This window comes from Conexibacter arvalis (assembly GCF_014199525.1).
GTDB lineage: Bacteria > Actinomycetota > Thermoleophilia > Solirubrobacterales > Solirubrobacteraceae > Conexibacter > Conexibacter arvalis.
The window spans coordinates 273,324-295,279 of sequence record NZ_JACHNU010000002.1 but is presented as its reverse complement, the minus strand read 5'-3'; the positions used below and the strand labels follow the sequence as shown (position 1 = coordinate 295,279).

Genomic DNA, 21,956 nt, shown 5'->3' with positions numbered 1-21,956 from the left:
CACCGCCCCACGGCAGCGACGCCGTGCCTGATGGCAGACAACCGCGTTCCGCTCTCGTACTCCGGCGGAGCCGCCATCGACGCCTTCCGCGCCGCCCCCGGGACGATCGCCGGTCCCGAGGACTGGGTCGGCTCGGTGTGGGAGCTGCCGGCGCAGTTCGCACGCGGTGAGGGGCGCGCCGATTGGGGGGTCTCGCACCTGCCCGACGGGCGGACGCTGCGCGCGGCGATCGCCGAGGATCCCGACGGCTGGCTCGGAGCGACGCTCGCGGGCGCGATCGGCACGCCCGGCGTCCTCGTCAAGCTGCTCGACGCCGGCGAGCGGCTGCCGGTCCACTTCCACCCGACCGACGCGTTCGCGCGACGCAACCTCGGCTCGCGGTACGGCAAGACCGAGGGGTGGGTGATCCTCGACGCGCGGCCCGGCGCGGCGGTCTGGCTCGGCTTCCGCGAGGAGGTCGGGCTCGAGACCGTGCGTCGCTGGGTCGCGCGCCAGGACCACGACGCGATGCTCGCCGCGATGAACCGCCGCGACGTCACCGCCGGCGACGCGATCTACGTCCCGGCCGGCGTGCCGCACGCGTTCGGCCCCGGCATCCTCATGTGCGAGCTGCAGGAGCCGACGTCGTTCTCGATCCACATGGAGCACGCGCGCTTCGGCATGGACGACGAGGTCGCCACGCTCGGCCTCGGCTGGGAGACGGCGCTCGAGGAGCTCCACCGCCGGAGCTTCGCCGCGCGCGTGGGCGAATGCTGGGCGGCCCCGTGGATCGAGCGCACCGCCGGCGAGAGCCGCGCCGAGCACCTGTTCCCGCAGGCGTCGCTGCCGTTCTTCGACGCGCAGCGCCTGACCGTCCGCGGCGAGCTCGCGCTCGGCCCGCCGACGTTCGGCGTGCTCGTCGTGCTCGCCGGGGAGGGCCGGCTGCGCGCGGGCGACGGCGAGCAGGCGGTCGCCGGCGGGCAGACGTGGGTCGTGCCGCATGCGGCCGGTCCCTGCCGTCTGGCAGGCGAGGTCGAGGCGCTGCTGTGCCTGCCTCCCGCGGTCGGCGGCGGAACGCCCGGCAGCTGAGAGCAGTTGCGATGGAAACGACGATGGAGCGAGAGATGAGACCCCCCGTCTCAACAGCGGAGCGATCCACCGCGCGTGCGCACGCGATCGAGCTGCGAGACATCACCAAGAGCTTCGGGCACATCCAGGCCCTGCGCGGCGCCACGCTGCAGATCCGCGCTGGCGAGGTGCTGGCGGTCGTCGGCGACAACGGCGCCGGCAAGTCGACGCTCATGAAGGCGCTCTCCGGCAACGTCGTGCCGACGTCGGGCGAGATCGTCATCGACGGCGCCAGCGCGGAGATCGCGTCGGTCGCCGACGCGCAGCGGCGCGGCATCTTCACCGTCTACCAGGATCTCGCGCAGGCGCCCGACCTGTCGGCGCTGGAGAACGTCTTCCTCGGACGGGAGCAGCTCCTTGGCGGCATCGGGCGCCGCATCGGGCTGCTCGCGCGCGGGGAGATGAGACGTCGCGCCGAGCAGGCGCTCGACGACCTCGGCGTCACGATCCCGTCGGTCTCGCGGCCGGTCCGGGATCTGTCCGGCGGACAGCGGCAGGCGGTCGCGATCGCGCGAGCGGTGATGTGGGCGACGACGGCGGTCGTCATGGACGAGCCGACGGCGGCGCTCGGCGCCCGTCAGACCGCGATCGTCTACGACACGATCAAGGCGACGGCTGCGCGCGGGCTCGCCGTGGTGGTCGTCTCGCACGACATCCCGAACATCGTCTCGCTCGCGGATCGCATCGCGATCATGCGCCACGGCCGCGTGCTGGTGACGCTCGAGAGCGAGAAGACGAACGTCGACGAGGTCTTGCGCCTGATGCTGGGCGCGGAGGTGACACAGTGAATTCAGTGAGAGAGCTGGCGGCCCTCGGCGACGTCGACCCGCGGGTCGCCGCCGCCGCGCAGCAGACGGCGCTGGGCCGCACGGTGCGCTCGACGACGCTGTGGGTGGCGGTCGCGCTGCTCGCGATCATCCTGCTGTTCGGCGCGCTGTCGGACGGCGTCTTCCTGCGCGCCGACAACATCAGCGACATGGCGGTCAACTCGGTGATCGCCGTGATCCTCGCGGTCGGCGCGACGTTCATCCTCGGCGCGGGCCTCCTCGACCTGTCGATCGGCTCGAGCCTGCTGCTCTGCTCGATCGTGTCGGCGAAGGTCACGACGGCCCTGGCGGGCAGCGCGGAGGAGGTCGCCGCGGGCGTGTACCCGAACCTCGCGCTGGGGATCGCGGGCGGCGTCGCCGCCGGCATCGCCTGCGGTGCGCTGCTCGGCGCGGTCAACGGCCTGATCGTCACGCGCCTGAAGCTGAACTCCTTCATCGTCACGCTCGCGACGATGGGGATCTTCAACGGGATCGCGCTGATCGTGACCAACGGCGTCAACGTCCCGAACGTGCCGCAGCAGCTGCAGACCGACTTCGCCGGCAGCAAGCTGGCCGGGATCCCGCTGCCGGTCTTCCTCGCCGCGATCGTCGCGGCGGCGATGTGGTTCGTGCTGACCAAGACCCGCTTCGGCATGCGCACGCTCGCGATCGGCTCCTCCGAGGAGGCGGCTCGGCGCGCGAACGTGCCGGTCGACCGCCACATCGTCTCGCTGTTCGTGTTGATGGGCGTGCTCGCCGGGATCGCCGGCATCGTCGATCTCGCGCGCTTCGGGACGACCAACCTCGAAGGGCACCAGACCGACGCGCTGGCCGCGTTCGCCGCGACCGTCATCGGCGGGACCAGCCTCTTCGGCGGCCGCGCCTCGGTCGGCGGCGCGGTGCTCGGCGCGCTGATCCCGGTCGTGCTCGCGACCGGGCTCGTGATCCTCGACGTCGTCTCCTTCTACCAGCTGGTGGTCGTCGGAGTGATCCTGATCCTGGCCGTCTGGCTCGATCAGCTTCGCCGATCCCGCTTCAACTGACGCAACCAGATCGCGTCGGCGGCCGCGCCCCTTCCGGGCGGCCGCCGACGGTCAATCAAACCGGAGGTCAGGATGTATCTCAACGGTGGGTGGCGCACCCGCTGCGCCGGCGTGCTCGCGATCGCGGCCCTCGGCGTGCCGCTGGCGGCATGCGGCTCTGACGGCGACGGCGGCGCGACGAGCGCGGGCGGCCCCGGCGGAGGCGAGGAGGTCAGGGTCGCGCTGATCACGGGCCTGCGTGGGCTCGCCTTCTACACGTCGATGCGCTGCGGCGCCGAGGACGCGGCAAGGGAGCTGGGCGGCGTCGAGCTGTCGGTGCAGGACCCGCCGCAGTTCAACCCGTCCGCGCAGACGCCGCTCGTCCAGGGGGCGGTCCAGCGCGGCATCGACGGCATGGTCGTCGTGCCGACCGATCCACGCGCGATGGGCCAGCCGATCCGCACCGCGATGAACCGCGACGTCGAGGTCATCGCGGTGGACGCGACGCTGGAGCCCCCGATCACGCCGCAGACGATCATCACCGACAACATCACCGCCGGCAGACTGGCGGCGAGAGCGATGGCCAGAGCGATCGGCCCGAGAGGGGGCAAGGTCCAGATCATCGGGCTCAACCCCGCGGTGACCGGCAACCAGCAGCGCGTCGAGGGCTTCCAGCAGGAGATCGAGGCCAACCACCCCGAGATCGAGCTGCTCGAGGTCCAGTACAACCAGACGGCCGATCAGAACAGAGCCGCCTCGCAGGTGGCGGCCGCCGTCCGCGCCAACCCCGACCTGCGCGGCATCTACACGACGAACGAGGCGAGCGGCGTCGGCGCGGCCAGCGCCCTGCTGTCGACCGGCAAGAGGGGAGAGGTGCAGCTGATCTCCTACGACGCGGGACCGCAGCAGGTGCGCGGGCTCAAGGACGGCACCTACGCCGCGCTCGTCGTGCAGAAGCCCTACCAGCTCGGCTACGACGGGATCAAGAACCTCGTCGGCGTGCTCCGCGGCGAGCTCGACAGAGCCGAGTTGGAGAGAGACGTGCTCGTGCCGCCGGTGATCGCGACGAGAGAGAACGTCGACGATCCCGAGGTCGCCAGATACCTCTACGTCGACAAGTGCTGAGGGGGCCGGCCGCCGGGCAGACGCCGGGCGGATGAGCTGCCGCGAGACGACGGGGGCGGGGCCGGACGGCCCCGCCCCCGTCGCGCTCGAACGGTTGCCGTCAGCGCGCCGATGCGGCGCCGCTGCCGTCGACGAGCGACGGGATGACGTGCGTCTTGAGCGCCTCGCCACGGCGCAGGAGCTCGACCGCCTCCGCGAAGCCTTCCAGCCCGACCGTGTGCGTGACGAGCCGCTCGAGCTCGAACGCGCCGCCGGCCACGAGCTCGAGCGCCGGCGCGAACGCATGGCCGACCGACATCGAGCCGAGCACCGTGATCTCGTCGCGATAGATGCGGTACGGCGCCAGGCGCACCCGGTCGCTCGCGCGCGCGACCCCGAACAGCAGCAGCCGGCCGCCGGGCGCGACGGTGTCGAACGCCTCCTCGACGGCGGCAGGGACGCCCGTCGCGTCGACGACGCAGTCGAAGCCCTCCGGCCGCGTCGCGAGCGCCTCCGCGACGGTCGCGTGAGCGCGCGCCCCGAGCCGCTCCGCGACCGCTCGCCGCTCGGCGTGGCGTTCGACCGCCACGACCTCCGCGGGCGCCGTTCGCAGCGCGAGCTCGAGCAGCATCAGGCCGATCGCTCCCGCCCCGACGACGAGGAAGGCGCTGCCGGCCGGCGGCGCGAGCCGCTGGAAGCCGTGCACGACGCACGCGAACGGCTCCAGCAGCGCACCGGCGGCGTAGGAGACCTGCTCGGGCAGGACGTAGGCGTTGCGGGCCGGCAGCGCGACGTACTCGGCGAAGCCGCCGTCGACGCTGGCGCCGATCACGCCGAAGCGCCGGCAGAGGTTGACGGCCCCGCGGCGGCACGGCGCGCAGGTGCCGCACGGCAGCGACGGATCGGCCGCGACGCGGTCGCCGACGCGCAGGTCGGCGACGTCGGCGCCGACGGCCACCACCTCGCCGGCGAGCTCGTGCCCGGGGACGAAGGGGTAGGCTGCGCCGGCAAGGGTTCCGTCGACGAGCTGCAGATCGCTGCCGCAGATGCCGCACGCGTGGACGCGGACGACCACTTGGTCGCGCGCGGGCGCCGGATCGGGCAGCGTTCGCACCTCGATCTGGCCGGGAGCCGCGAGGACGACCGCCTTCATCGCATCGACGACGGTCGAGAGGGACGATCACCGCAGTTGGGCATCGGCGCTTCCTTTCGGATCGCGGTAGGGGCGTGGAACGAGGCCGGCGGCCGGTGCTCGCGCCGCGAACACCGAGCCGGCCAAGGGGTGGGCCGAGCGCTCGCCGGCGGTCATGCCCTGCGTCGCGCTCGTCACGTACAGCGTGCGACCTGCCGGTCCGCCGAGCGCGCAGCTGCTGACCTGCGGCGCCGGGCAGGAGACGACGGCGATCTGACGGCCGGCGGGCGAATAGCGGCGGACCTCGCCGGCGCCCCACACCGCCACCCACAGCGCTCCCGTCGCGTCGACCGCGAGCCCGTCGGGCAGGCCGTCGTCGTCGGGCAGCCGGACGAACGTGGAGCGCGCCCCCAGGCGGCCCCGCACGCGGTCGACCTCGAAGCGGCTGATCCGGCGGGCGTCGCTCTCGGCGACGTACATCGCCGACCCGTCCGGGCTCCAGTCGACGCCGTTCGGGAAGGCGAGCCCCTCGAGCACGCGACGCGCCTCACCGCGCTCCACGACGTGGAGCGAGCCGGGCTCCCGCCGCGGCTCGGTGCCGACGACGCTGACCCAGAGGCGCCCGTACGGGTCGCACGCGGCGTCGTTGACCCGCTCCGCCCGCGCGTCGAGCTCGAGCGCGGCGCGCTGCTCGACCCGCTCCCCGCGGACGCTCCAGACGCCGTCGTCGACCGCGGCGACGATCCCGCCCGCGCCGTCGAGCGCGATGCCGCCGATCCACGTGCCGAGCGTTCGCGTCGCGATCGCGTGGCCGCGCGCGTCGCTCACGTGCAGCCGACCGCGCGCGAGATCGGTCCACCACAGGCACCCGGCGCGCGGGTCCCACAGCGGAGCCTCGCCGACGAGCGCCTCGGCGTGGGAGAAGAGGGAGGCTTCGGTTGTCGGAGAAGTCTCGTTAGATGAAACCATCTGTCTTGTCTAGTGAGGATAGTCGATGTATGCTGGCGACGCACCGCGTCGGCGAGAGCGACGCGCGACAGGGGACTCGCAAGGGTCTGGGACGGCGATCAAGGAGACGACGAAGCGTGAGTGCACGACAGCGGACGGACGGACGCGACCTCGAGGCGGTGAACCGGCTGGCCGAGCTCGGTGCGGCGCTGGCATCGGACTGCCTCGACCGGCTGGGCGTCACCGACATGGTGATGGACGCGCGCATCCGTCCTCTGACGCCGGGCTTTCGCGTGGCGGGCTACGCCGCGACGGTGAAGGTCGTCGCGGTCGACGCGCCGCCCGCGGACTTCAGCGATGCGTACAAGATGGAGATCGCCGCGGTCGACGCGCTTCAGCCAGGGGACGTGATGGTCGTCTCCGAGAGCGACGGCGCGGCGTTCTGGGGCGAGCTGCTGGCATCGGCCTCGCGCTTCCGCGGTGCGGCCGGCGTGGTCGCCGACTCGTGCGCGCGCGACGCGAACGCGCTCATCGACATGGGGTTCCCCTCGTTCGTGCGCGGCCTCGACCCGCGCGACAGCTACGGTCGGGTCGACGTCGAGGAGATCGCGGTGCCGGTCGACTGCGGCGGCGTGACGGTCCGCCCGGGCGACTGCGTCGTGGCCGACATCGACGGCGTGGTCGTCGTTCCCGCCGAACGCGTCGCCGAGGTCCTCGCGCTCGCGGAGGAGAAGCGCGCGACGGAGTCGACGATGCGCGGCGAGCTGAGCACCGGCCTCTCGATGGAGGCGGCGTTCGCGAAGTTCAAGGTGCTGTGATGCGTCGCGATTCGCCGCCCCCCGACCGGGACGGAGCGCGCGACCGCGCGGCCGGCGCGGCCGCCCTCTTCGACCTCACGGGGTGCCAGGCGCTGGTCACCGGCGGCGGCACCGGCATCGGGCGTGCGCTCGCGAGCGCGCTCCTCGACGCCGGCGCGAACGTGACGATCTGCGGCCGGCGCGCCGATCCGCTCGAGGATGCCGTCGCCGCGCTCGGCGAGCGCGGCGAGATCCGGGCCGTGAGGTGCGACGTCACCAGCGAAGCGGACGTCCAGCGGCTGGTCGCGGCCGTCGGCGCGGTCGACATCCTCGTCAACAACGCGGGCTACGCGCGCCCGGAGGCGTGGGACGACGTGACGCTGGAGCAGTGGCGGGACGTCATGAGCGTCAACGTCGAAGGCCCGATGCGCCTGTGCCAGCTGTTGATGCCCGCCATGATGCGGCGCGGCTGGGGGCGCGTGGTGAACGTCGCGTCGCTCTACGCCACGCTGGCCGGCGATCCCGCGCGCTACCCGGGCCGCGGCATCGACATCGCCTCCTACGTCGCGAGCAAGCACGCGGTCCTCGGCCTCACCCGCCATCTCGCCGTCGTCGGAGGCCCGGCGGGCGTGACGGTCAACGCCCTCTCGCCCGGCATGCTGCCCGGAACGCAGGATCCGCCGATGTCGCCCGAGGTCGTCGCCGCGCTCGCCGCGGGCGCGCCGGTCGGGCGCGTCGGCGTCGAGGACGACATGCGGTCGGCGCTGCTGTTCCTGGCGTCGCGCGAATCGGGCTTCGTCACCGGCCAGAACGTCGTCGTCGACGGCGGCTGGTCGGTCTGGTGAGCTGACGCGGCGCTCGCGGATGAGGCGGCCGGTGGCGGCGCGGGGCGCTCGACGAGCCGGCCTCGCCCGCCGGCCGCCCGCCCGCGCAGTTTCCGCCCCTCGCGCAGGGGTATCCATCGTCGCATGGCCCCGCGCGTCCCGCTGCCCGGCTTCGTCAGACAGCTCGGAACCGACCCGCTCGGGCTGGGCCGCTCGGCCCGCTCGCGGCGGTCGGAGCGGCTCGCGCCGCGGACGCGCACCGCCGACCGCGTCGTGCAGTCGATCTGCCCGTACTGCGCGGTCGGCTGCGGGCAGCGGGTCTACGTCAAGGACGAGAAGGTCGTGCAGATCGAGGGCGATCCCGACTCGCCGATCTCGCGCGGGCGGCTCTGTCCGAAGGGCGCCGCCTCCGAGGCGTACGTCAACAGCCCGCTGCGCGAGTACCAGGTCAGATACCGGCGGCCCCACGGCACCGAGTGGGAGTCGCTCGACCTCGACACGGCGATGGAGATGATCGCCGACCGGGTCCTCAGAACCCGCGCCGAGACGTGGGAGGACCAGAACTCCAGGGGCGAGCCGCTGCGGCGGACGCTCGGGATCGCGGCGCTCGGCGGGGCGACGCTCGACAGCGAGGAGAACTACCTGCTCAAGAAGCTGTTCACGGCCCTCGGGGCGGTCTCGATCGAGAACCAGGCGCGCATATGACACTCCTCCACGGTCCCCGGTCTGGGGACCTCGTTCGGGCGCGGCGGCGCGACGACCTTCCAGCAGGACCTCGCCAACGCCGACTCGATCCTGATCATGGGCTCGAACATGGCCGAGCAGCACCCGGTCGGCTTCCAATGGGTGATCGAGGCCAAGGAGCGGGGCGCGACCGTGATGCACGTCGACCCGCGCTTCACCCGCACGAGCGCGATGGCCGACCTGCACGCGCCGCTGCGGCCGGGCACCGACATCGTCTTCCTCGGCGCGGTCATCAACCACATCATGAGCGGCCGTCGGGAGTTCACCGAGTACGTGCGCCACTACACCAACGCGCGCGTGATCATCAAGGAGAGCTTCCGCGACACCGACGAGCTCGACGGCTACTTCTCCGGCTTCGAGCAGGAAGACGGCCTCTATCGCGTCGACAGCTGGGGCTACGCCGGCACCAGCGGTGAGCTGACCGCCGGCAAGCGGGAGCAGACCGGCGACGTCTCCGGCGACCAGGCCCACGGCGCCCACGGCATGAAGCTCGAGCACGGTGAGCCGCCGGAGGAGGACTGGACCCTCCAGCATCCGCGCTGCGTCTTCCAGATCCTCCGCCGCCACTACGCCCGCTACACGCCCGAGATGGTCGAGGAGGTCTGCGGCGTCCCGCGCGAGCGCTTCCTGCAGATCGCCGAGACCCTCTGCCGCAACTCCGGCCCCGAGCGGACCGGGGCGATCTGCTACGCGGTCGGCTGGACCCAGCACACCGTCGGCGTCCAGATGATCCGCGCCGCCTCGATCATCCAGCTGCTGCTCGGCAACGTCGGCCGCCCCGGCGGCGGGGTGCTGGCCCTCCGCGGCCACGCGAACATCCAGGGCTCGACCGACATCCCGACGCTCTACGACATCCTGCCGGGCTACATCCCGATGCCGCACCCGACCTCGCGCGACGACCTCGCCAGATTCGTCGAGCTGAACGGTCCCGACACCGGCGCCTGGGGATCGCTCGACGCCTACGTCACCAGCCTGCTGAAGGCGTGGTGGGGCGAGGCGGCGACCGCCGACAACCAGTTCGCCTACTCCTACCTGCCGCGGATCGACGGCGACCACTCGCACTACCCGATGATGCTGCGGATGCTCGACGGCCGCACGAGAGGGTTCGTCGTGATCGGCCAGAACCCGGCCGTCGGCTCGGCCAACTCCGGCCTCATGCGCAGAGCGCTCGCGAACCTCGAATGGCTGGTCGTGCGCGACATGAGCGAGATCGAGACCGCCGCCTTCTGGCACGACTCGCCCGAGATCGAGGCCGGCGAGACGCGGCCGGAGGAGATCGCCACCGAGGTCTTCTTCCTCCCGGCCGCCGCCCACACCGAGAAGGACGGCACCTTCACGAACACGCAGCGCCTCCTGCAATGGCACCACAAGGCCGTCGAGCCGCCGGGCGACTGCCGCTCGGACCTGTGGTTCGCCTACCAGCTCGGCCAGCGCATCCGCGCGCGGCTGGCCGGCTCGCCGCTGCAGCGCGACCGGCCGCTGCTCGACCTCACCTGGGACTACCCGCTCCAAGGCCCCAAGCAGGAGCCGGACGCCGACGCGGTCATGCAGGAGATCAACGGCCGCCACGCCGACGGCAGATTCGTCTCCAGATACCAGGAGCTGAGAGCCGACGGCTCGACGAGCTGCGGCTCGTGGATCCACGCCGGCATCTACGCCGACGGCGTCAACCAGACCGCCCGCAAGAAGCCCGGCCGCGAGCAGAACTGGATCGCGCCCGAGTGGGGCTGGGCGTGGCCCGGCAACCGCCACATCCTCTACAACCGCGCCTCCGCCGACCCGCAGGGGAGACCGTGGTCGGAGCGCAAGCGCTACGTCTGGTGGGACGCGGACGAGGGCAGCTGGCAGTCGCTCGGCGACGTGCCCGACTTCGAGCCGACCACCCCGCCCGACTACACGCCGCCCGACGGCGCGACCGGCACGAGCGCGATCCGCGGCGACGCGCCGTTCATCCTCCACCCGGACGGCCTCGGCTGGCTGTACGCGCCGCAGGGCCTCGTCGACGGCCCGCTGCCGACCCACTACGAGCCCGAGGAGTCGCCGGTCCCCAACCGTCTCTACGCCGTCCGCGCCAGCCCGACGCGGCAGCGCTTCGAGCGGCCGGGCAACCCCTACAACCCCGCCGACGCGCAGCCCGGCGCCGACGTCTTCCCGTTCGTGCTCGGCACCTACCGGCTGACCGAGCACCACACCGCCGGCGGCATGTCGCGCACCGTCCCGTACCTCGCCGAGCTGCAGCCGGAGCTGTTCTGCGAGGTCAGCCCGCAGCTCGCCGCGCTGCGCGGCCTGGAGCACGGCGGCTGGGCGACGATCGCGACGACGCGCGCCGCGATCGAGGCGCGCGTGATGGTGACCGAGCGCGTCAAGCCGCTGCGCGTCCAGGGGCGCACGTTGCACACCGTCGGCCTGCCGTACCACTGGGGGCGCAAGGGCCTCGTGAAGGGCGACGCGGCCAACGAACTGCTGGGGCTCGCGCTCGATCGCAACGTCCACATCTCCGAGTACAAGGTCGCCACATGCGACATCCGCCCCGGCCGCCGTCCGCGCGGCCCGGCGCTGGCGGCGCTGCTCTCCGACTACCGCCGCAGAGCGGGGGTGGGCCGATGAGCGAGCGGCTGCGCACGCACGCCTGGCCCGGCACCTACGACGGCGAGGCGAAGCCGCGGATGGGGTTCTTCACCGACACCTCGATCTGCATCGGCTGCAAGGCCTGCGAGGTCGCCTGCAAGGAGTGGAACCGCGTGCCGGAGTCGCCACAGGGCTTCACCGGCGACTCCTACGACAACACCGTCGACCTCGGCGCGAACAGCTGGCGCCACGTCGCCTTCGTCGAGCAGCGCAAGCCGCTCGGGATCGACGCCGCCGAGCGCTCGCTGGCCGAGGCGGCGAACCTCGACCAGCTCGTCGCCGAGACCGGCCTGCAGACCTACCAGGAGGGCGACGGCCTGCGCTGGCTGATGGCCTCCGACGTCTGCAAGCACTGCACCGAGGCCGCCTGCCTGGAGGTCTGCCCGACCGGCGCGCTCTTCCGCACCGAGTTCGGCACCGTCGTCGTGCAGGAGGACGTCTGCAACGGCTGCGGCTACTGCGTTCCCGCCTGCCCCTTCGGCGTGCTCGACCAGCGCGAGGGCGACGGCCGCGTGTGGAAGTGCACGCTCTGCTACGACCGCCTCAAGGACGACCAGGAGCCGGCCTGCGCCCAGGCCTGTCCGACCGACTCGATCCAGTTCGGCGAGCTGGACGACCTGCGCGAGCGGGCCCGGGCGCGGGTCGAGGCGCTGGCGGAGGCCGGCGCCGAGCGGGCGCAGCTCTACCTCGCCGGCGACGACGACGGGATCGGCGGCGCCGGCGCCTTCTTCCTGCTGCTCGACGACCCCGAGGTCTACGGGCTGCCGCCCGACCCGGTCGACGCGACGCGCGACCTCGGCTCGACCTGGGCGGCCGCCGGCGTCGCCGCCGCCGCGCTCGGCGCCGCGCTCGCGGCCGTGGTGCTGGGAGGCCGGCGATGAGCGCGACGACCGGCGCGACGCGGCCGCCCCAGCGCTCCTACCACGGCAACCCCGTCATCAAGGAGCCGATCTGGAAGCCCGAGATCCCCTGGTACTTCTTCACCGGCGGCCTCGGCGGCGGATCGGCGGCGCTCGCCTACCTCGCCGAGCTGGGCGGCCACGAGCAGCTCGCGCGCCGCGCCTGGCCGATCGCGCTCGGCGGGATCGGCGTCAGCCCGCTGCTGCTGATCAGCGACCTCGGCGTCCCGCACCGCTTCCTCAACATGCTGCGGATGTTCAAGGTCACCTCGCCGATGAGCGTCGGCTCGTGGCTGCTCGTCGCGGGCGGCGCGACGACGACGGTGGCGGCGACGAACGCCCTGACGGGCCGGCTGGCCGGTCCCGCGCGCCTCGCCAAGCCGGCGGCGGCGCTGGTCGGGCTGCCGATCTCGACGTACACGGCGGCGCTGATCGCGCAGACGGCCGTGCCGGCCTGGCACGGGGCGCGCCGCGAGCTGCCGGCGATCTTCGCCGCCGGCGCCGCCGCGAGCGCCGGCGCGGCCGCGACGATCGCCACGCCGGTGCGGCACGCGGCGCCGGCGCGGCGAGTCGCGCTCGCCGGCGCCGCGGCGGAGCTGCTGTCGGTGCAGGCGATGGAGCAGTGGCTCGGCGCGGTCGGGGAGCCGTACCACGTCGAGCAGGCCGGCACCTACGCGCGCGCCGCGCGCGCCCTGACCGTCGGCGGCGCGCTGCTGATCGGCGCCGCCGGCGCCCGCAGCCGCGTCGCCGCGGCGGTCGGCGGCGGGATGGTGCTGGCCGGCGCGGTCTGCGAGCGCTGGAGCGTCTTCAAGGCCGGGCTGCAGTCGGCGCGGGACCCGAAGTACGTCGTCGGGCCGCAGCGCGAGCGGGTCGACGGCGGCCGCGGCCACGGCGCCAGCCGGCGAGCGCTCGACGGACGGGTGGCGGAGGGGGCGCGATGACGGCGTTCGGCGTCGCGGTCCGAGGCGCCCGCGCGGGCGGCTGGAGCGGCGCGCCGCCGCCGGCGGCGCGCGACCGCGGAGCGCGGGAGGACGGCTGAAGCGCGAGCGCGCCGGGCGCGCGGAGAGGAGCGGGCGATGGAGACGATGAGCGAGGCGCTGAGCTGGGTCGGGCGCGCGGCGCAGGATCCGTGGGACGCGCCGCTGGGCACGATCGTCGCCGTCGTCCCCGACGTCGAGAGCGGCGCGCCGGAATGGCTGGTGATCGCGCCGGAGCAGGCCGCGACGGCCGGTGGGGCCAGCGCGGCAGTTCGCGGCGCGGAAGATTCGACGGCCGCCGGCGAGCCGGCCGAGGGCGCGCTCGCGCCCGTGCGCGACGCCGAGCCGACCGGGGCGCGGAACCGCGTGGCGGCGACCGCGCCGCTGCTCGCGCAGGCGCCGCGGCTGCGGGTCGGCGAACGGCTCGCGCCGGCCGACCGCGCGGCCGCTCGCGCCCGCTACGGGATCGGCCCCGGCGGCGCAAGGCGGATCGAGGCGGTCGAGTCGCCGCCGCGCGAGGGGAGGCACCGCACGGAGCTCGCGCCCGAGCGGCGCAGGGCGCTGATCGACGCGCTGCAGTCCTTGCACGCGCGCGAGCAGGCGGAGCTGAGAGAGCTGGCCGCGATGCGCTGGCGGGCACGGGACGAGGAGCTGGTCCACGATCTCGCGCTCCACCACAAGGAGACCAACCGTCACGCGGCGATGATCCGGACGCGGCTGGCGCAGCTCGGCGGGCGGCCGTCATGGCGGCGCGACGCCGCCGCCAGAGCCGCCGCCCACCTCGCCGCGCAGCCGCCGCGGCTGCGGCGCCATCCCGAGGCGCACGACGCCGCGGCGCTGCTCGCCCACGAGCGTCGCCAGGCGGAGGCGTGGGAGCAGGTCGAGCGGCTGTCGCGCGAGAGCGGCGACGAGCGCACCGCCGCGCTCGCCGACGCGATCGCCGCCGACGAGCGCGCGATGGCGGCGCGGCTCGCCGCCAACTGGGAGGCGAGCGGAGGCGGAGCCGCCGTGTCGAACCGGCCGGCTGCGGGTATCGGCGGCGGCGATGGCAGCGGTCGACCGTCCACCTGAGCGCCCCGCTCCGGCGCCGGCCCGCCGGCAGCCGCTGCTGGAGCTGCCGGCCGCGGCGACCGCGGCCGTCGGATCGCGTGCCGGGCTGCGGGCCGCGCTCGCCGCGACGGTGCTGCTCGCCGCGATCGGCGAGACCGCCGCCTCGCGCACCGCGGTCACCGGCATCCGCTCGAGCACCTGGACGGCGATCACCGCACCGGCCGCGCTCGTCTTCGGGCCCGACGCCTTCCACGGCGACTTCCACCTCGGCGCGATCGCCGCCGGCCTCGCGCTGCTGCTGCTCGGCGGCGCGCTGCTCGGCGTACCGGGCGCGGCGCTGGTCGTCCTCTGCCTCGGCGCCCGCCCCGCGCGGGGGCTCGCGAGCGCGATCGGCGTCGCCTACGGCCTCGCGCTCCAGCTGGTGCTCGTCAACGTGCTCGCGAACGGGCTGCAGGACGACGACCTGCTGTCGCGTTCGCTGCCGACGTGGGGCTGGTGGGCCGCCTTCGCGCTCTACGGCCTCGTGCTCGGGCTGGCGAGCGCGCGACTGGCGGAACGCCGCGCCGACGCGCGCGCGGCGGCCGTCGAGGCACATGCCGCGGGGGCGGCGCGGTGAGCGACGGCGTCGGCGACATCCGGCGCGAGTTCACCGACCTGTTCGACGTCTACTGGGCGATCGGGGTCGCGATCTGGCTGCTGATCGCCGTGCTCGTCGTCGTCTTCGTCGTCCGCTACCGGGCGCGCGGCGACGACGACGCCGCCCCGGCGCCCGGGCGCAGCGGCAACACCCCGCTGGAGCTGACCTACGCCGGGATCGTCGCCTGCATCGTCGCCGTGCTCGTCTGGCTGACCTTCAGCACGATGGACGACCCCGGCTATCGCGTGACCGCGCAGGGCCTCGACCGCGGCGAGCCGCCCGCCGACGCCGAGCTCGTCGACGTGACCGGCGCGCGCTGGAACTGGCGCTTCGACTACCCGCGGCACGGGATCAGCGAGATCGGGACCGACCTGCGGGTGCCGACGCTGACGCTGCCCGAGGACCGGCCGGTCACGCTGCGGATGACCTCGCTCGACGTGATCCACGCGATCTGGATTCCCGAGCGACGCTTCAAGCAGGACGTCTTCCCCGGTCGCACGACGACGATGACGGTCGTCTTCCCCGACCAGGGCTTCTGGCGCAGCGGCGGCCAGTGCAACCAGTTCTGCGGGCTGAGACACGCCGAGATGGACTTCGACATCCGTGTGCTGTCGCAGGCCGACTACGACGCCTGGACGCGGGAGCGGGGGAGATGAGCGCCGCGCCGAGCGTGTCGCTGCGACGCCCAACGCTCGTCGAGCTGCTGTCGGCGACCGACCACAAGCGGATCGGGTTGGCGACGACGGTGACGGCGCTCGGCTTCTTCTTCGCCGGCGGGGTCCTCGCGTTGCTGATGCGCACCGAGCTGGCGCACTCGGGGATGCAGTTCCTCGACCACGACGCCTACAACCAGCTGTTCACGATGCACGGCACGACGATGATCCTGCTGTTCGCGCCGCCGGTCGTGATGGGGGTCGCGACCTACTTCGTGCCGCTGCAGCTCGGCGCCGCCGAGATCGTCTGGCCGCGCCTGGCGCTGCTCGGCTACTGGCTCTACCTCGGCGGCGCGCTGACGGTCTGGAGCGGCTTCCTGACCGAGGGCGGGGCCGCGAGATGGGCGTGGTTCGCGTTCCTGCCGCTGTCGGACTCCGCCAGCTCGCCGGGGACCGGCGGCGACCTGTGGGTGCTCGGCGTCGCGCTCTCGCAACTCGGGGTGCTGCTGCTCGGCTGCTCGGTCATGGCGACGATCGTGCGGCGGCGCGCGCCGGGGATGACGTTGCTGCGGATGCCGCTGTTCTGCTGGTCGATGGTCGCGACGCTGCTGATGGTGCTCGTCGCCTGGCCGGTCGTGCTGGCGACGATGGCGCTGCTGTTCATCGACCGCAACGTGACCGACGTCTTCACCGTCGGCGGCGGCAGCATCACCTACCAGAACCTCTTCTGGTTCTTCGCCCACCCGCTCGTCTACGTGATCTTCTTCCCGCTCGTCGGGGCGGTCGGGGAGGTGATCGCGACCTTCTCGCGGCGGCGCTTCTTCGGCTACAGAGTGACGGTCCTGTCGCTGCTGCTGTTCGCGGCGCTGTCGACGAGCGTGTGGGCCCACCACATGTTCACGACGCAGGGCGTGAACAACAGGTTCTTCTCGCTGACCTCGACGATGATCGCGATACCGGCGGGGATCGAGTACTTCGCCTTCCTCGGGACGATGTGGCGCGGGCGGATCGTGCTGCGGACGCCGATGCTGTTCGCGCTCGGCTTCGTGCTGCTGTTCCTGATCGGCGGGCTGTCGGGGGTCTTCGTCGCCTCGCCGCCGCTCGACTACCACGCGCACGACTCCTACGTCGTCGTCGCGCACTTCCACTACACGCTCTTCGGCGGCACCGTCTTCGGCCTCTTCGCCGCGATCTTCCACTGGTTCCCGAAGGTCACGGGGCGGCGGCTGTCGGAGGCGCTCGGGATCTGGCAGTGCGCGCTGATGTTCGTCGGCGCGCTGCTGACGTTCGTGCCGATGTTCGTGCTCGGCTTCGACGGGATGCCGCGGCAGGTCGCCGACTACCCCGCCTTCCGCGACTGGGACGGGCTCAACCTGCTGTCGACGATCGGCGCGTACATGCTGCTCGTCGCCTTCCTGCTGTTCGTCGTCAACGTGCTGCGCTCGCGGCGGATCGGCGAGCCGGCCGGCCCCGACCCGTGGGGCGGGCAGACGCTCGAGTGGGCGACCGCCTCGCCGCCGCCGCGCCACAACTTCGATCGCCTTCCGCCGGTCCGCTCGTACGCGCCGCTGCTCGACCTGCGCGAGGAGCGGTCGCGGGCGGAGCGGGAGCTGGGGGAGGCGGCCGGCGGTGCCGACGCCCGCCGCGCGCCGGCCGCGCGCGAGGAGCCGGCGCCGTGACCCGCGTCTTCCTCGGCTGGGGCGCGCTGATGGCGGCGATCATGCTCGTCGGCCTGCTGTTCGTCGGGCTCGACGACGCCGACAGCCTCGCGCTGTTCGGCGGCACGGTCGCGGTGATGGCGGCGATCGCCGTCGTGCTCGCGCTGGCCGGTTGGGGCCGGGCGCTCCACGGCGGAGTGCGGGCGCTGCCGGATCTCAGCCCGCCGACGGTCCTGCTCGGCGTCGCGATCGTGCTGGCAGCGCTCGGCGCCGAGCTGGGGCTGTGGCTGGCGCTGATCGGCGGCGGCCTCGCGCTGCTCGCGATCGGCGGGCTCGTGCGCGAGGGCCGGGCGCAGCGGCGGGCGCTGGCGCGGGCGCGGGCCGGCGCGCGGGCCGGTCGGGAGGGGAACTCCGGTCGTCTGCACCCCGCAGAGGGGTACGAACGACCGGAGTTCGGGTCCGGCGGCCGGCGGGAGGAGGCGCGGTGAGTCCGCTTGCGCGCGACCTGCTGAGCGAGTGGCGGTTCGACCCCGGCCTCATGCTCGCGCTCGCGGCCTGCGCGGGCGCCTACCTCGCCGGCGTGCGGCGGGTGCGCCGCTGGCCGGCGACGTCGACCGCGGCCTTCCTCGCGGGGCTCGCGCTGCTCGGGGTCGCGCTCGAATCGGGGTTGCACGCCGTCGGCGAGCGGCTGCTCTCCGTCCACATGGTCCAGCACCTCGTCCTGCTCGTCGCGGTCCCGCCGCTGCTGATCGCCGGTCGGCCGCAGGCGCTGGCGCTGCGGGCGCTGCCGCCGGCATCGCGGCGGGCGCTGGCGCGGCTGCTCGGCGGACGCACGGCGCGCGTCGCGACCGATCCGATCGTCGTGCTCGCCCTGCTGAGCGTCGTGCTCGTCGCGACCCATCTGCCGGCGTTCTACGACGCGGCCGTGCGCTCGCCGCTGCTGCACGACGCCGAGCACGTCCTCTACCTGACCGCGGCGCTGCTGTTCTGGATCCCGGTCCTGGCGCTGCCGCCGCAGCCGCGGGCGCGCTCGCCGCTCGTGCGCGTCCTGCTCGTGCTCGCCTCGATGCCGGCGATGACGGCGGTCGGCGTCGCGCTCGCGACCGCCTCGACCGTCGTCTACGCGCCGTACGCCGACGGCGCGGCGCGGTACGGGACCGACGCGCTCGCCGACCAGCGCCTCGCCGGGACGATCATGTGGATCGGCGGGTCGGCGCTGATGGCGCTGCTCGCCGTCGCGATCGGCTGGCGCGCCGTGCTCGCGGAGGAGCAGCGGCAGCTCGTGCGCGAGCGCGCCGGCGGGGCGAGCGCGGGGGTGGTCGTGCGTGAACGGGGCGCGGGCGCGGAGGCGCGGCAGGTCGTGCGTGAACGCGCCGGCGGGGCGGGCGCGGGGGCCGACGTGCGAGAAGGGGGCGCCGGGGTGGAGGCGCGGCAGCTCGTGCGCGAGCGCGCCGGCGGGGCGGGCGCGGGGGCGGACGGATCGCGCTCGCGTGAGCAGCCGCCGGCCGGCTCGACGCCGCGAACTGGAGGCTCGGCGTGAGCGGACACCGGCATCTGTCGCGTGCGCGCCGTCTGGCGCGCGCGGTCGCGCGACGGCGACCGCTGCTGCCGCGGCCCGTGCGCGTCGCGGCGGCGATCGGCTGCGCGTCGCTCGCCGCCGCGATCGGGCTCGGCGCGCTCGCCTCGCAGGCGCCGTCGGTCGGTGCCCAGGCCGGGGACGAGCCGCCCGCCGCGACCGGGAACACGCCGACATCGCCCGCCGCGTCCGGAACCGCGACGGGCCCGGCGCCGCCCGCGGCGATCGGAGCAGCCCCGCCGACCGTGACCGGGAGCGAGCCCGCGCCGGCCGCCGCGAGCGGGAGCGACCCCGCGTCCGCCACGCCCGGGCAGCTCGCGGAGGGGCGGCGGCTGTTCCTCTCGGGCTGCGCCAGCTGCCACGGCGAGGACGCGCGCGGGATCGAGGACGTCGCGCCGTCGCTGCGCGGCGTCGGGGCGGCGTCGGCCGACTTCTACCTGCGGACCGGGCGGATGCCGATGGAGGACCCGCAGGACGAGCCGCAGCGCAAGGAGCCGTTCTACGACGAGCGGCAGATCGCGGCGCTCGTCGCCTACGTCGGCAGCTTCGGCGGCCCGCCGATCCCGTCCGTCGACCCGGCCGCCGGCGACCTCTCCGTCGGCTTCAGAGTGTTCGGCGAGCTGTGCGCCGGCTGCCACCAGATCGTCGGGCGCGGCGGCATCACGACCGGCGCGTGGGTGCCTGGCCTGCAGGAGGCGAGCCCGCTCGACGTCGCGGAGGCGATCGAGATCGGCCCGTACGTGATGCCGGCCTTCGGCGACCAGCTGACGCAGGAGCAGGTCGACTCGCTCGCCCGCTACGTCACGTGGACGCGGCAGCCCGACGACGTCGGCGGCTGGGGCATCGGCCACATCGGCCCGGTGCCCGAGGGGATGGTCGCGTGGCTGCTGGCCGGCGCGGCGCTGCTGCTGACGATCCGGCTGATCGGGGAGCGGACGACGAGATGAGTGAGTCGCGGCTGCGGATCGCGCTGGCGTGGATCGGCCTGCGGCTGCTGCGGCGTCTGCGCCCGCGCCGGCGCGCGCAGGAGCCGCCCGCGCCCCGTCGCGCCGAGCCGCCGGACGCGCTCGCGCGCGAGACGCCCTCGACGCCGCGCGCCGAGCTGCTGGTCGCCGCGCTGCTGCTCGTCGGCGCGCTCGCGGCCGCGGCCTTCGTCGTCCTCTACGTCGTGCGGCCCGACACGCAGCTGCTCGGCCTCTGCCTCGGCGGGGCGCTGGTGATCTGCGGGATCGCCGCCGCCTTCGCCGGCAAGCGCGTCGTCCCGCAGGAGACCGCGAGCGAGCCCTACGAGCAGCTGGCCGACGAGCGCAAGGTCGACGACGTCGGCGCGATCGTCCGCGAGGCCGGCGAGGGCGTCTCCCGCCGCGGCATGCTCGCCGCCGCCGCCGGGCTGGCCGGCGCGACGATCGGCGCGGCGGCGGTCGTCCCGGTCGCGTCGCTGGGCCCGGCCGTCGGCGACCGGATCACGGCGACCCCGTGGCGCCGCGGCCGGCGCCTGGTCGACAGCGAGGGGAGACCGCTGAGACCGGAGCAGATCACGGAGGGGACGGTCGTGCTCGCCTTCCCGGAGGCGGCCGATCGCAACACGCTCGACGCCCCGGTGATGCTGCTGCGCTTCGCGCCCGAGGAGCTGGAGATGAGCGCCGCGCGCAGAGCGGCCGCGCCCGGCGGCGTGATCGCCTACTCGCGGATCTGCACCCACGCCTCCTGCGCGGTCTCGATGTACCGCCATCCGCTCCATCCGGCGACCGCGCCGGAGCCGGCGCTCGTCTGCCCCTGCCACTTCTCGACGTTCGACCCGCGCCGCGGCGGGGCGGTCCTGTTCGGGCCGGCCGGCCGTCCGCTGCCGCAGCTGCCGCTGCAGGTCAACGCAGCCGGCGAGCTGGTCGCCGCCGGCGGCTTCATCGGGCAGGTCGGGCCCTCCTACGCCGGCGAGCGGGAGACGGAGGCGTGAGGCTCGTCCCGCGGCCGGACCCGGTGCGCGATCCGGTCCGCTTCGTCGACCAGCGGCTCGGCGCCGGCTCGCTGCTGCGCTCGACGCTGCGCTACGTCTTCCCCGACCACTGGTCGTTCATGCTGGGCGAGATCGCGCTCTACGCCTTCGTGATGCTCGTCGCGACCGGCGTCTTCCTGTCGCTCAACTACGTGCCCAGCGACGAGACGGTCACGTACACCGGCAGCTACGCGCCGCTGCAGGGGCGGACGATGGGGGCCCAGTACGAGTCGGTGCTGCGGATCGTCTTCGACCTGCCGGCCGGCAACCTGCTGCGCCAGACCCACCACTGGGCGGCGAACGTCTTCGTCGTCGCGATCGCGCTCCACCTCGCCCGCATCTGCCTGACGGGCGCCTTCCGCAGACCGCGCGAGCTCAACTACCTCGTCGGCGTCACGATGCTCGCGCTCGCGCTCGTGGAGGGCTTCCTCGGCTACTCGCTGATAGACGACCTGCTGTCCGGGATGGGGCTCGCGATCGCCTACTCGGTCGCCGGCTCGATCCCGTTCGTCGGCGGCGACCTCGCGATCCTCTTCTGGGGCGGCGAGTACCCGGGGTCGAGCGCGATCTGGCCGCGGATGGAGATCCTCCACGTGCTGCTGATCCCGGTCGCGATCGGCGGGCTGCTGACGGTCCACCTCGTGCAGGTGATCCGCCAGCACCACACGCAGTTCCCGGGCGGTCCGCGCGGCGAGCGCGCCGTCGTCGGCACGCCGCTGTGGGCCGCCTACGCGCTGCGCTCGATCGGCCTCTTCCTGATCGTCGCCGGCCTCCTGTTGCTGCTCGGCGGGCTGGTGCAGATCAACCCGATCTGGCTGTGGGGCCCGTACGAGACGGCGCTGTCGACCAACGGCGCGCAGCCCGACTGGTACCTTGGCTGGCTGATCGGCGCGCTGCGGCTGATGCCGCCGCTGGAGGTGCGCTTCGGCGACTACGTGGCCGTGCCGAACCCCTTCTGGGGCGGCGCGCTCTACCCGCTCGTCGTCTTCGGGATCCTCTACCTCTGGCCGTGGATCGACAAGCGCCGGTGGGGCGACCGGGCCAGACACGAGACGCTCGACCGGCCGCGCGACAACCCGCGCCGCACCGCCAGCTTCGCCGCGCTCGCGACCTGGGTCTTCGTGATCCTCTTCGCCGGCTCGGTCGACCGCTTCGCCTTCCGCACGCTGATCTCCTACGAGGCGCAGATCTGGTTCCTGCGCGGCGCGGCGATCGCCGGGCCGGTCGTCGCCTACCTCGTGACGCGGCGGCTGTGCGAGGAGCTGCGCGCCCGCGAGCGCCATCCGCTGCGCGGCTGGAGCGGCGAGGTCGTGCGCGCTCGCGACGACGGCGGCTGGGCCGCGCAGCCGGAGGAGGCGCCGACCGACGAGGCGGCCGGCGAGGCCGCCCCGCCGCGGTAGC

At 74.1% G+C, this 21,956-nt stretch carries 20 protein-coding genes; 18 read left to right on the top strand and 2 right to left on the bottom strand.

Annotated elements, in window-relative coordinates:
• Positions 1-30: 30 nt before the first annotated feature.
• The 4 genes from BDZ31_RS09910 to BDZ31_RS09895 all read left to right on the top strand — a co-directional run bounded on the left by BDZ31_RS09910 (position 31) and on the right by BDZ31_RS09895 (position 4,060).
• A complete protein-coding gene (locus BDZ31_RS09910) occupies positions 31-1,068 on the top strand; it encodes a class I mannose-6-phosphate isomerase (RefSeq protein ID WP_183341586.1) in 1,038 nt (345 codons plus the stop codon).
• Positions 1,069-1,103: 35 nt separating this feature from the next.
• Positions 1,104-1,895, top strand: coding sequence for an ATP-binding cassette domain-containing protein (locus BDZ31_RS09905; RefSeq protein ID WP_183341584.1), 792 nt, complete (start codon positions 1,104-1,106; stop codon positions 1,893-1,895).
• Complete coding sequence (locus tag BDZ31_RS09900) at positions 1,892-2,956, top strand: ABC transporter permease subunit (RefSeq protein WP_183341582.1); 1,065 nt, start codon at positions 1,892-1,894, stop codon at positions 2,954-2,956. The genes BDZ31_RS09905 and BDZ31_RS09900 overlap by 4 nt, the downstream gene beginning before the upstream one ends.
• 72 nt (positions 2,957-3,028) lie before the next feature.
• Positions 3,029-4,060 carry an ABC transporter substrate-binding protein gene (locus BDZ31_RS09895; RefSeq protein ID WP_183341581.1) on the top strand — a complete coding sequence of 344 codons (1,032 nt, stop codon included), beginning with the start codon at positions 3,029-3,031 and terminating at the stop codon, positions 4,058-4,060.
• Positions 4,061-4,160: 100 nt separating this feature from the next.
• On the opposite strand, the gene BDZ31_RS09890 is transcribed toward BDZ31_RS09895, so the two are convergent.
• On the bottom strand, positions 4,161-5,192 hold the full coding sequence (locus tag BDZ31_RS09890; RefSeq protein ID WP_183341579.1) for a zinc-dependent alcohol dehydrogenase family protein: 1,032 nt from the start codon (positions 5,190-5,192) through the stop codon (positions 4,161-4,163).
• 27 nt (positions 5,193-5,219) lie between these two features.
• Positions 5,220-6,140: an SMP-30/gluconolactonase/LRE family protein gene (locus BDZ31_RS09885; protein ID WP_183341577.1), complete on the bottom strand. Its 921-nt coding sequence runs from the start codon at positions 6,138-6,140 to the stop codon at positions 5,220-5,222.
• A 116-nt stretch (positions 6,141-6,256) separates the two neighbouring features.
• Between BDZ31_RS09885 and BDZ31_RS09880 the strand changes: the two genes are divergently transcribed.
• The 14 genes from BDZ31_RS09880 (at position 6,257) to qcrB (ending at position 21,955) form a co-directional block, all read left to right on the top strand.
• On the top strand, positions 6,257-6,937 hold the full coding sequence (locus BDZ31_RS09880; protein WP_183341575.1) for an RraA family protein: 681 nt from the start codon (positions 6,257-6,259) through the stop codon (positions 6,935-6,937).
• Positions 6,937-7,761 carry an SDR family NAD(P)-dependent oxidoreductase gene (locus BDZ31_RS09875; RefSeq protein WP_183341573.1) on the top strand — a complete coding sequence of 275 codons (825 nt, stop codon included), beginning with the start codon at positions 6,937-6,939 and terminating at the stop codon, positions 7,759-7,761. Before BDZ31_RS09880 ends, BDZ31_RS09875 begins: the two co-directional genes overlap by 1 nt.
• A 123-nt stretch (positions 7,762-7,884) precedes the next feature.
• Entirely contained in the window at positions 7,885-11,091 is a 3,207-nt protein-coding gene (gene fdh / locus BDZ31_RS09865; protein ID WP_281381611.1) for a formate dehydrogenase, read from the top strand.
• Positions 11,088-11,993, top strand: a complete 906-nt coding sequence (locus tag BDZ31_RS09860) for a 4Fe-4S dicluster domain-containing protein (RefSeq protein ID WP_183341569.1) — start codon at positions 11,088-11,090, stop codon at positions 11,991-11,993. The genes fdh and BDZ31_RS09860 overlap by 4 nt, the downstream gene beginning before the upstream one ends.
• Positions 11,990-12,952: an NrfD/PsrC family molybdoenzyme membrane anchor subunit gene (gene nrfD, locus BDZ31_RS09855; RefSeq protein WP_183341567.1), complete on the top strand. Its 963-nt coding sequence runs from the start codon at positions 11,990-11,992 to the stop codon at positions 12,950-12,952. The genes BDZ31_RS09860 and nrfD overlap by 4 nt, the downstream gene beginning before the upstream one ends.
• 135 nt (positions 12,953-13,087) lie before the next feature.
• Complete coding sequence (locus tag BDZ31_RS09850) at positions 13,088-14,059, top strand: DUF892 family protein (RefSeq protein ID WP_183341565.1); 972 nt, start codon at positions 13,088-13,090, stop codon at positions 14,057-14,059.
• Positions 14,034-14,654: a hypothetical protein gene (locus tag BDZ31_RS09845; RefSeq protein ID WP_183341563.1), complete on the top strand. Its 621-nt coding sequence runs from the start codon at positions 14,034-14,036 to the stop codon at positions 14,652-14,654. Before BDZ31_RS09850 ends, BDZ31_RS09845 begins: the two co-directional genes overlap by 26 nt.
• Positions 14,651-15,331: a cytochrome c oxidase subunit II gene (locus BDZ31_RS25950; RefSeq protein WP_183341561.1), complete on the top strand. Its 681-nt coding sequence runs from the start codon at positions 14,651-14,653 to the stop codon at positions 15,329-15,331. The genes BDZ31_RS09845 and BDZ31_RS25950 overlap by 4 nt, the downstream gene beginning before the upstream one ends.
• Positions 15,328-17,007: a cytochrome c oxidase subunit I gene (locus tag BDZ31_RS09835; protein WP_183341559.1), complete on the top strand. Its 1,680-nt coding sequence runs from the start codon at positions 15,328-15,330 to the stop codon at positions 17,005-17,007. The genes BDZ31_RS25950 and BDZ31_RS09835 overlap by 4 nt, the downstream gene beginning before the upstream one ends.
• Complete coding sequence (locus tag BDZ31_RS09830; RefSeq protein ID WP_183341557.1) at positions 17,004-17,474, top strand: hypothetical protein; 471 nt, start codon at positions 17,004-17,006, stop codon at positions 17,472-17,474. The genes BDZ31_RS09835 and BDZ31_RS09830 overlap by 4 nt, the downstream gene beginning before the upstream one ends.
• Positions 17,471-18,526 (top strand): cytochrome c oxidase assembly protein, encoded by a 1,056-nt coding sequence (locus BDZ31_RS09825; protein ID WP_183341555.1) that lies wholly within the window; start codon positions 17,471-17,473, stop codon positions 18,524-18,526. Before BDZ31_RS09830 ends, BDZ31_RS09825 begins: the two co-directional genes overlap by 4 nt.
• A complete protein-coding gene (locus BDZ31_RS24885) occupies positions 18,523-19,509 on the top strand; it encodes a c-type cytochrome (protein ID WP_183341553.1) in 987 nt (328 codons plus the stop codon). Before BDZ31_RS09825 ends, BDZ31_RS24885 begins: the two co-directional genes overlap by 4 nt.
• Complete coding sequence (locus tag BDZ31_RS09815) at positions 19,506-20,516, top strand: QcrA and Rieske domain-containing protein (RefSeq protein ID WP_183341551.1); 1,011 nt, start codon at positions 19,506-19,508, stop codon at positions 20,514-20,516. The genes BDZ31_RS24885 and BDZ31_RS09815 overlap by 4 nt, the downstream gene beginning before the upstream one ends.
• Positions 20,513-21,955 (top strand): cytochrome bc1 complex cytochrome b subunit, encoded by a 1,443-nt coding sequence (gene qcrB, locus BDZ31_RS09810; RefSeq protein ID WP_183341549.1) that lies wholly within the window; start codon positions 20,513-20,515, stop codon positions 21,953-21,955. The genes BDZ31_RS09815 and qcrB overlap by 4 nt, the downstream gene beginning before the upstream one ends.
• The last annotated feature ends 1 nt before the right edge of the window (position 21,956 follow it).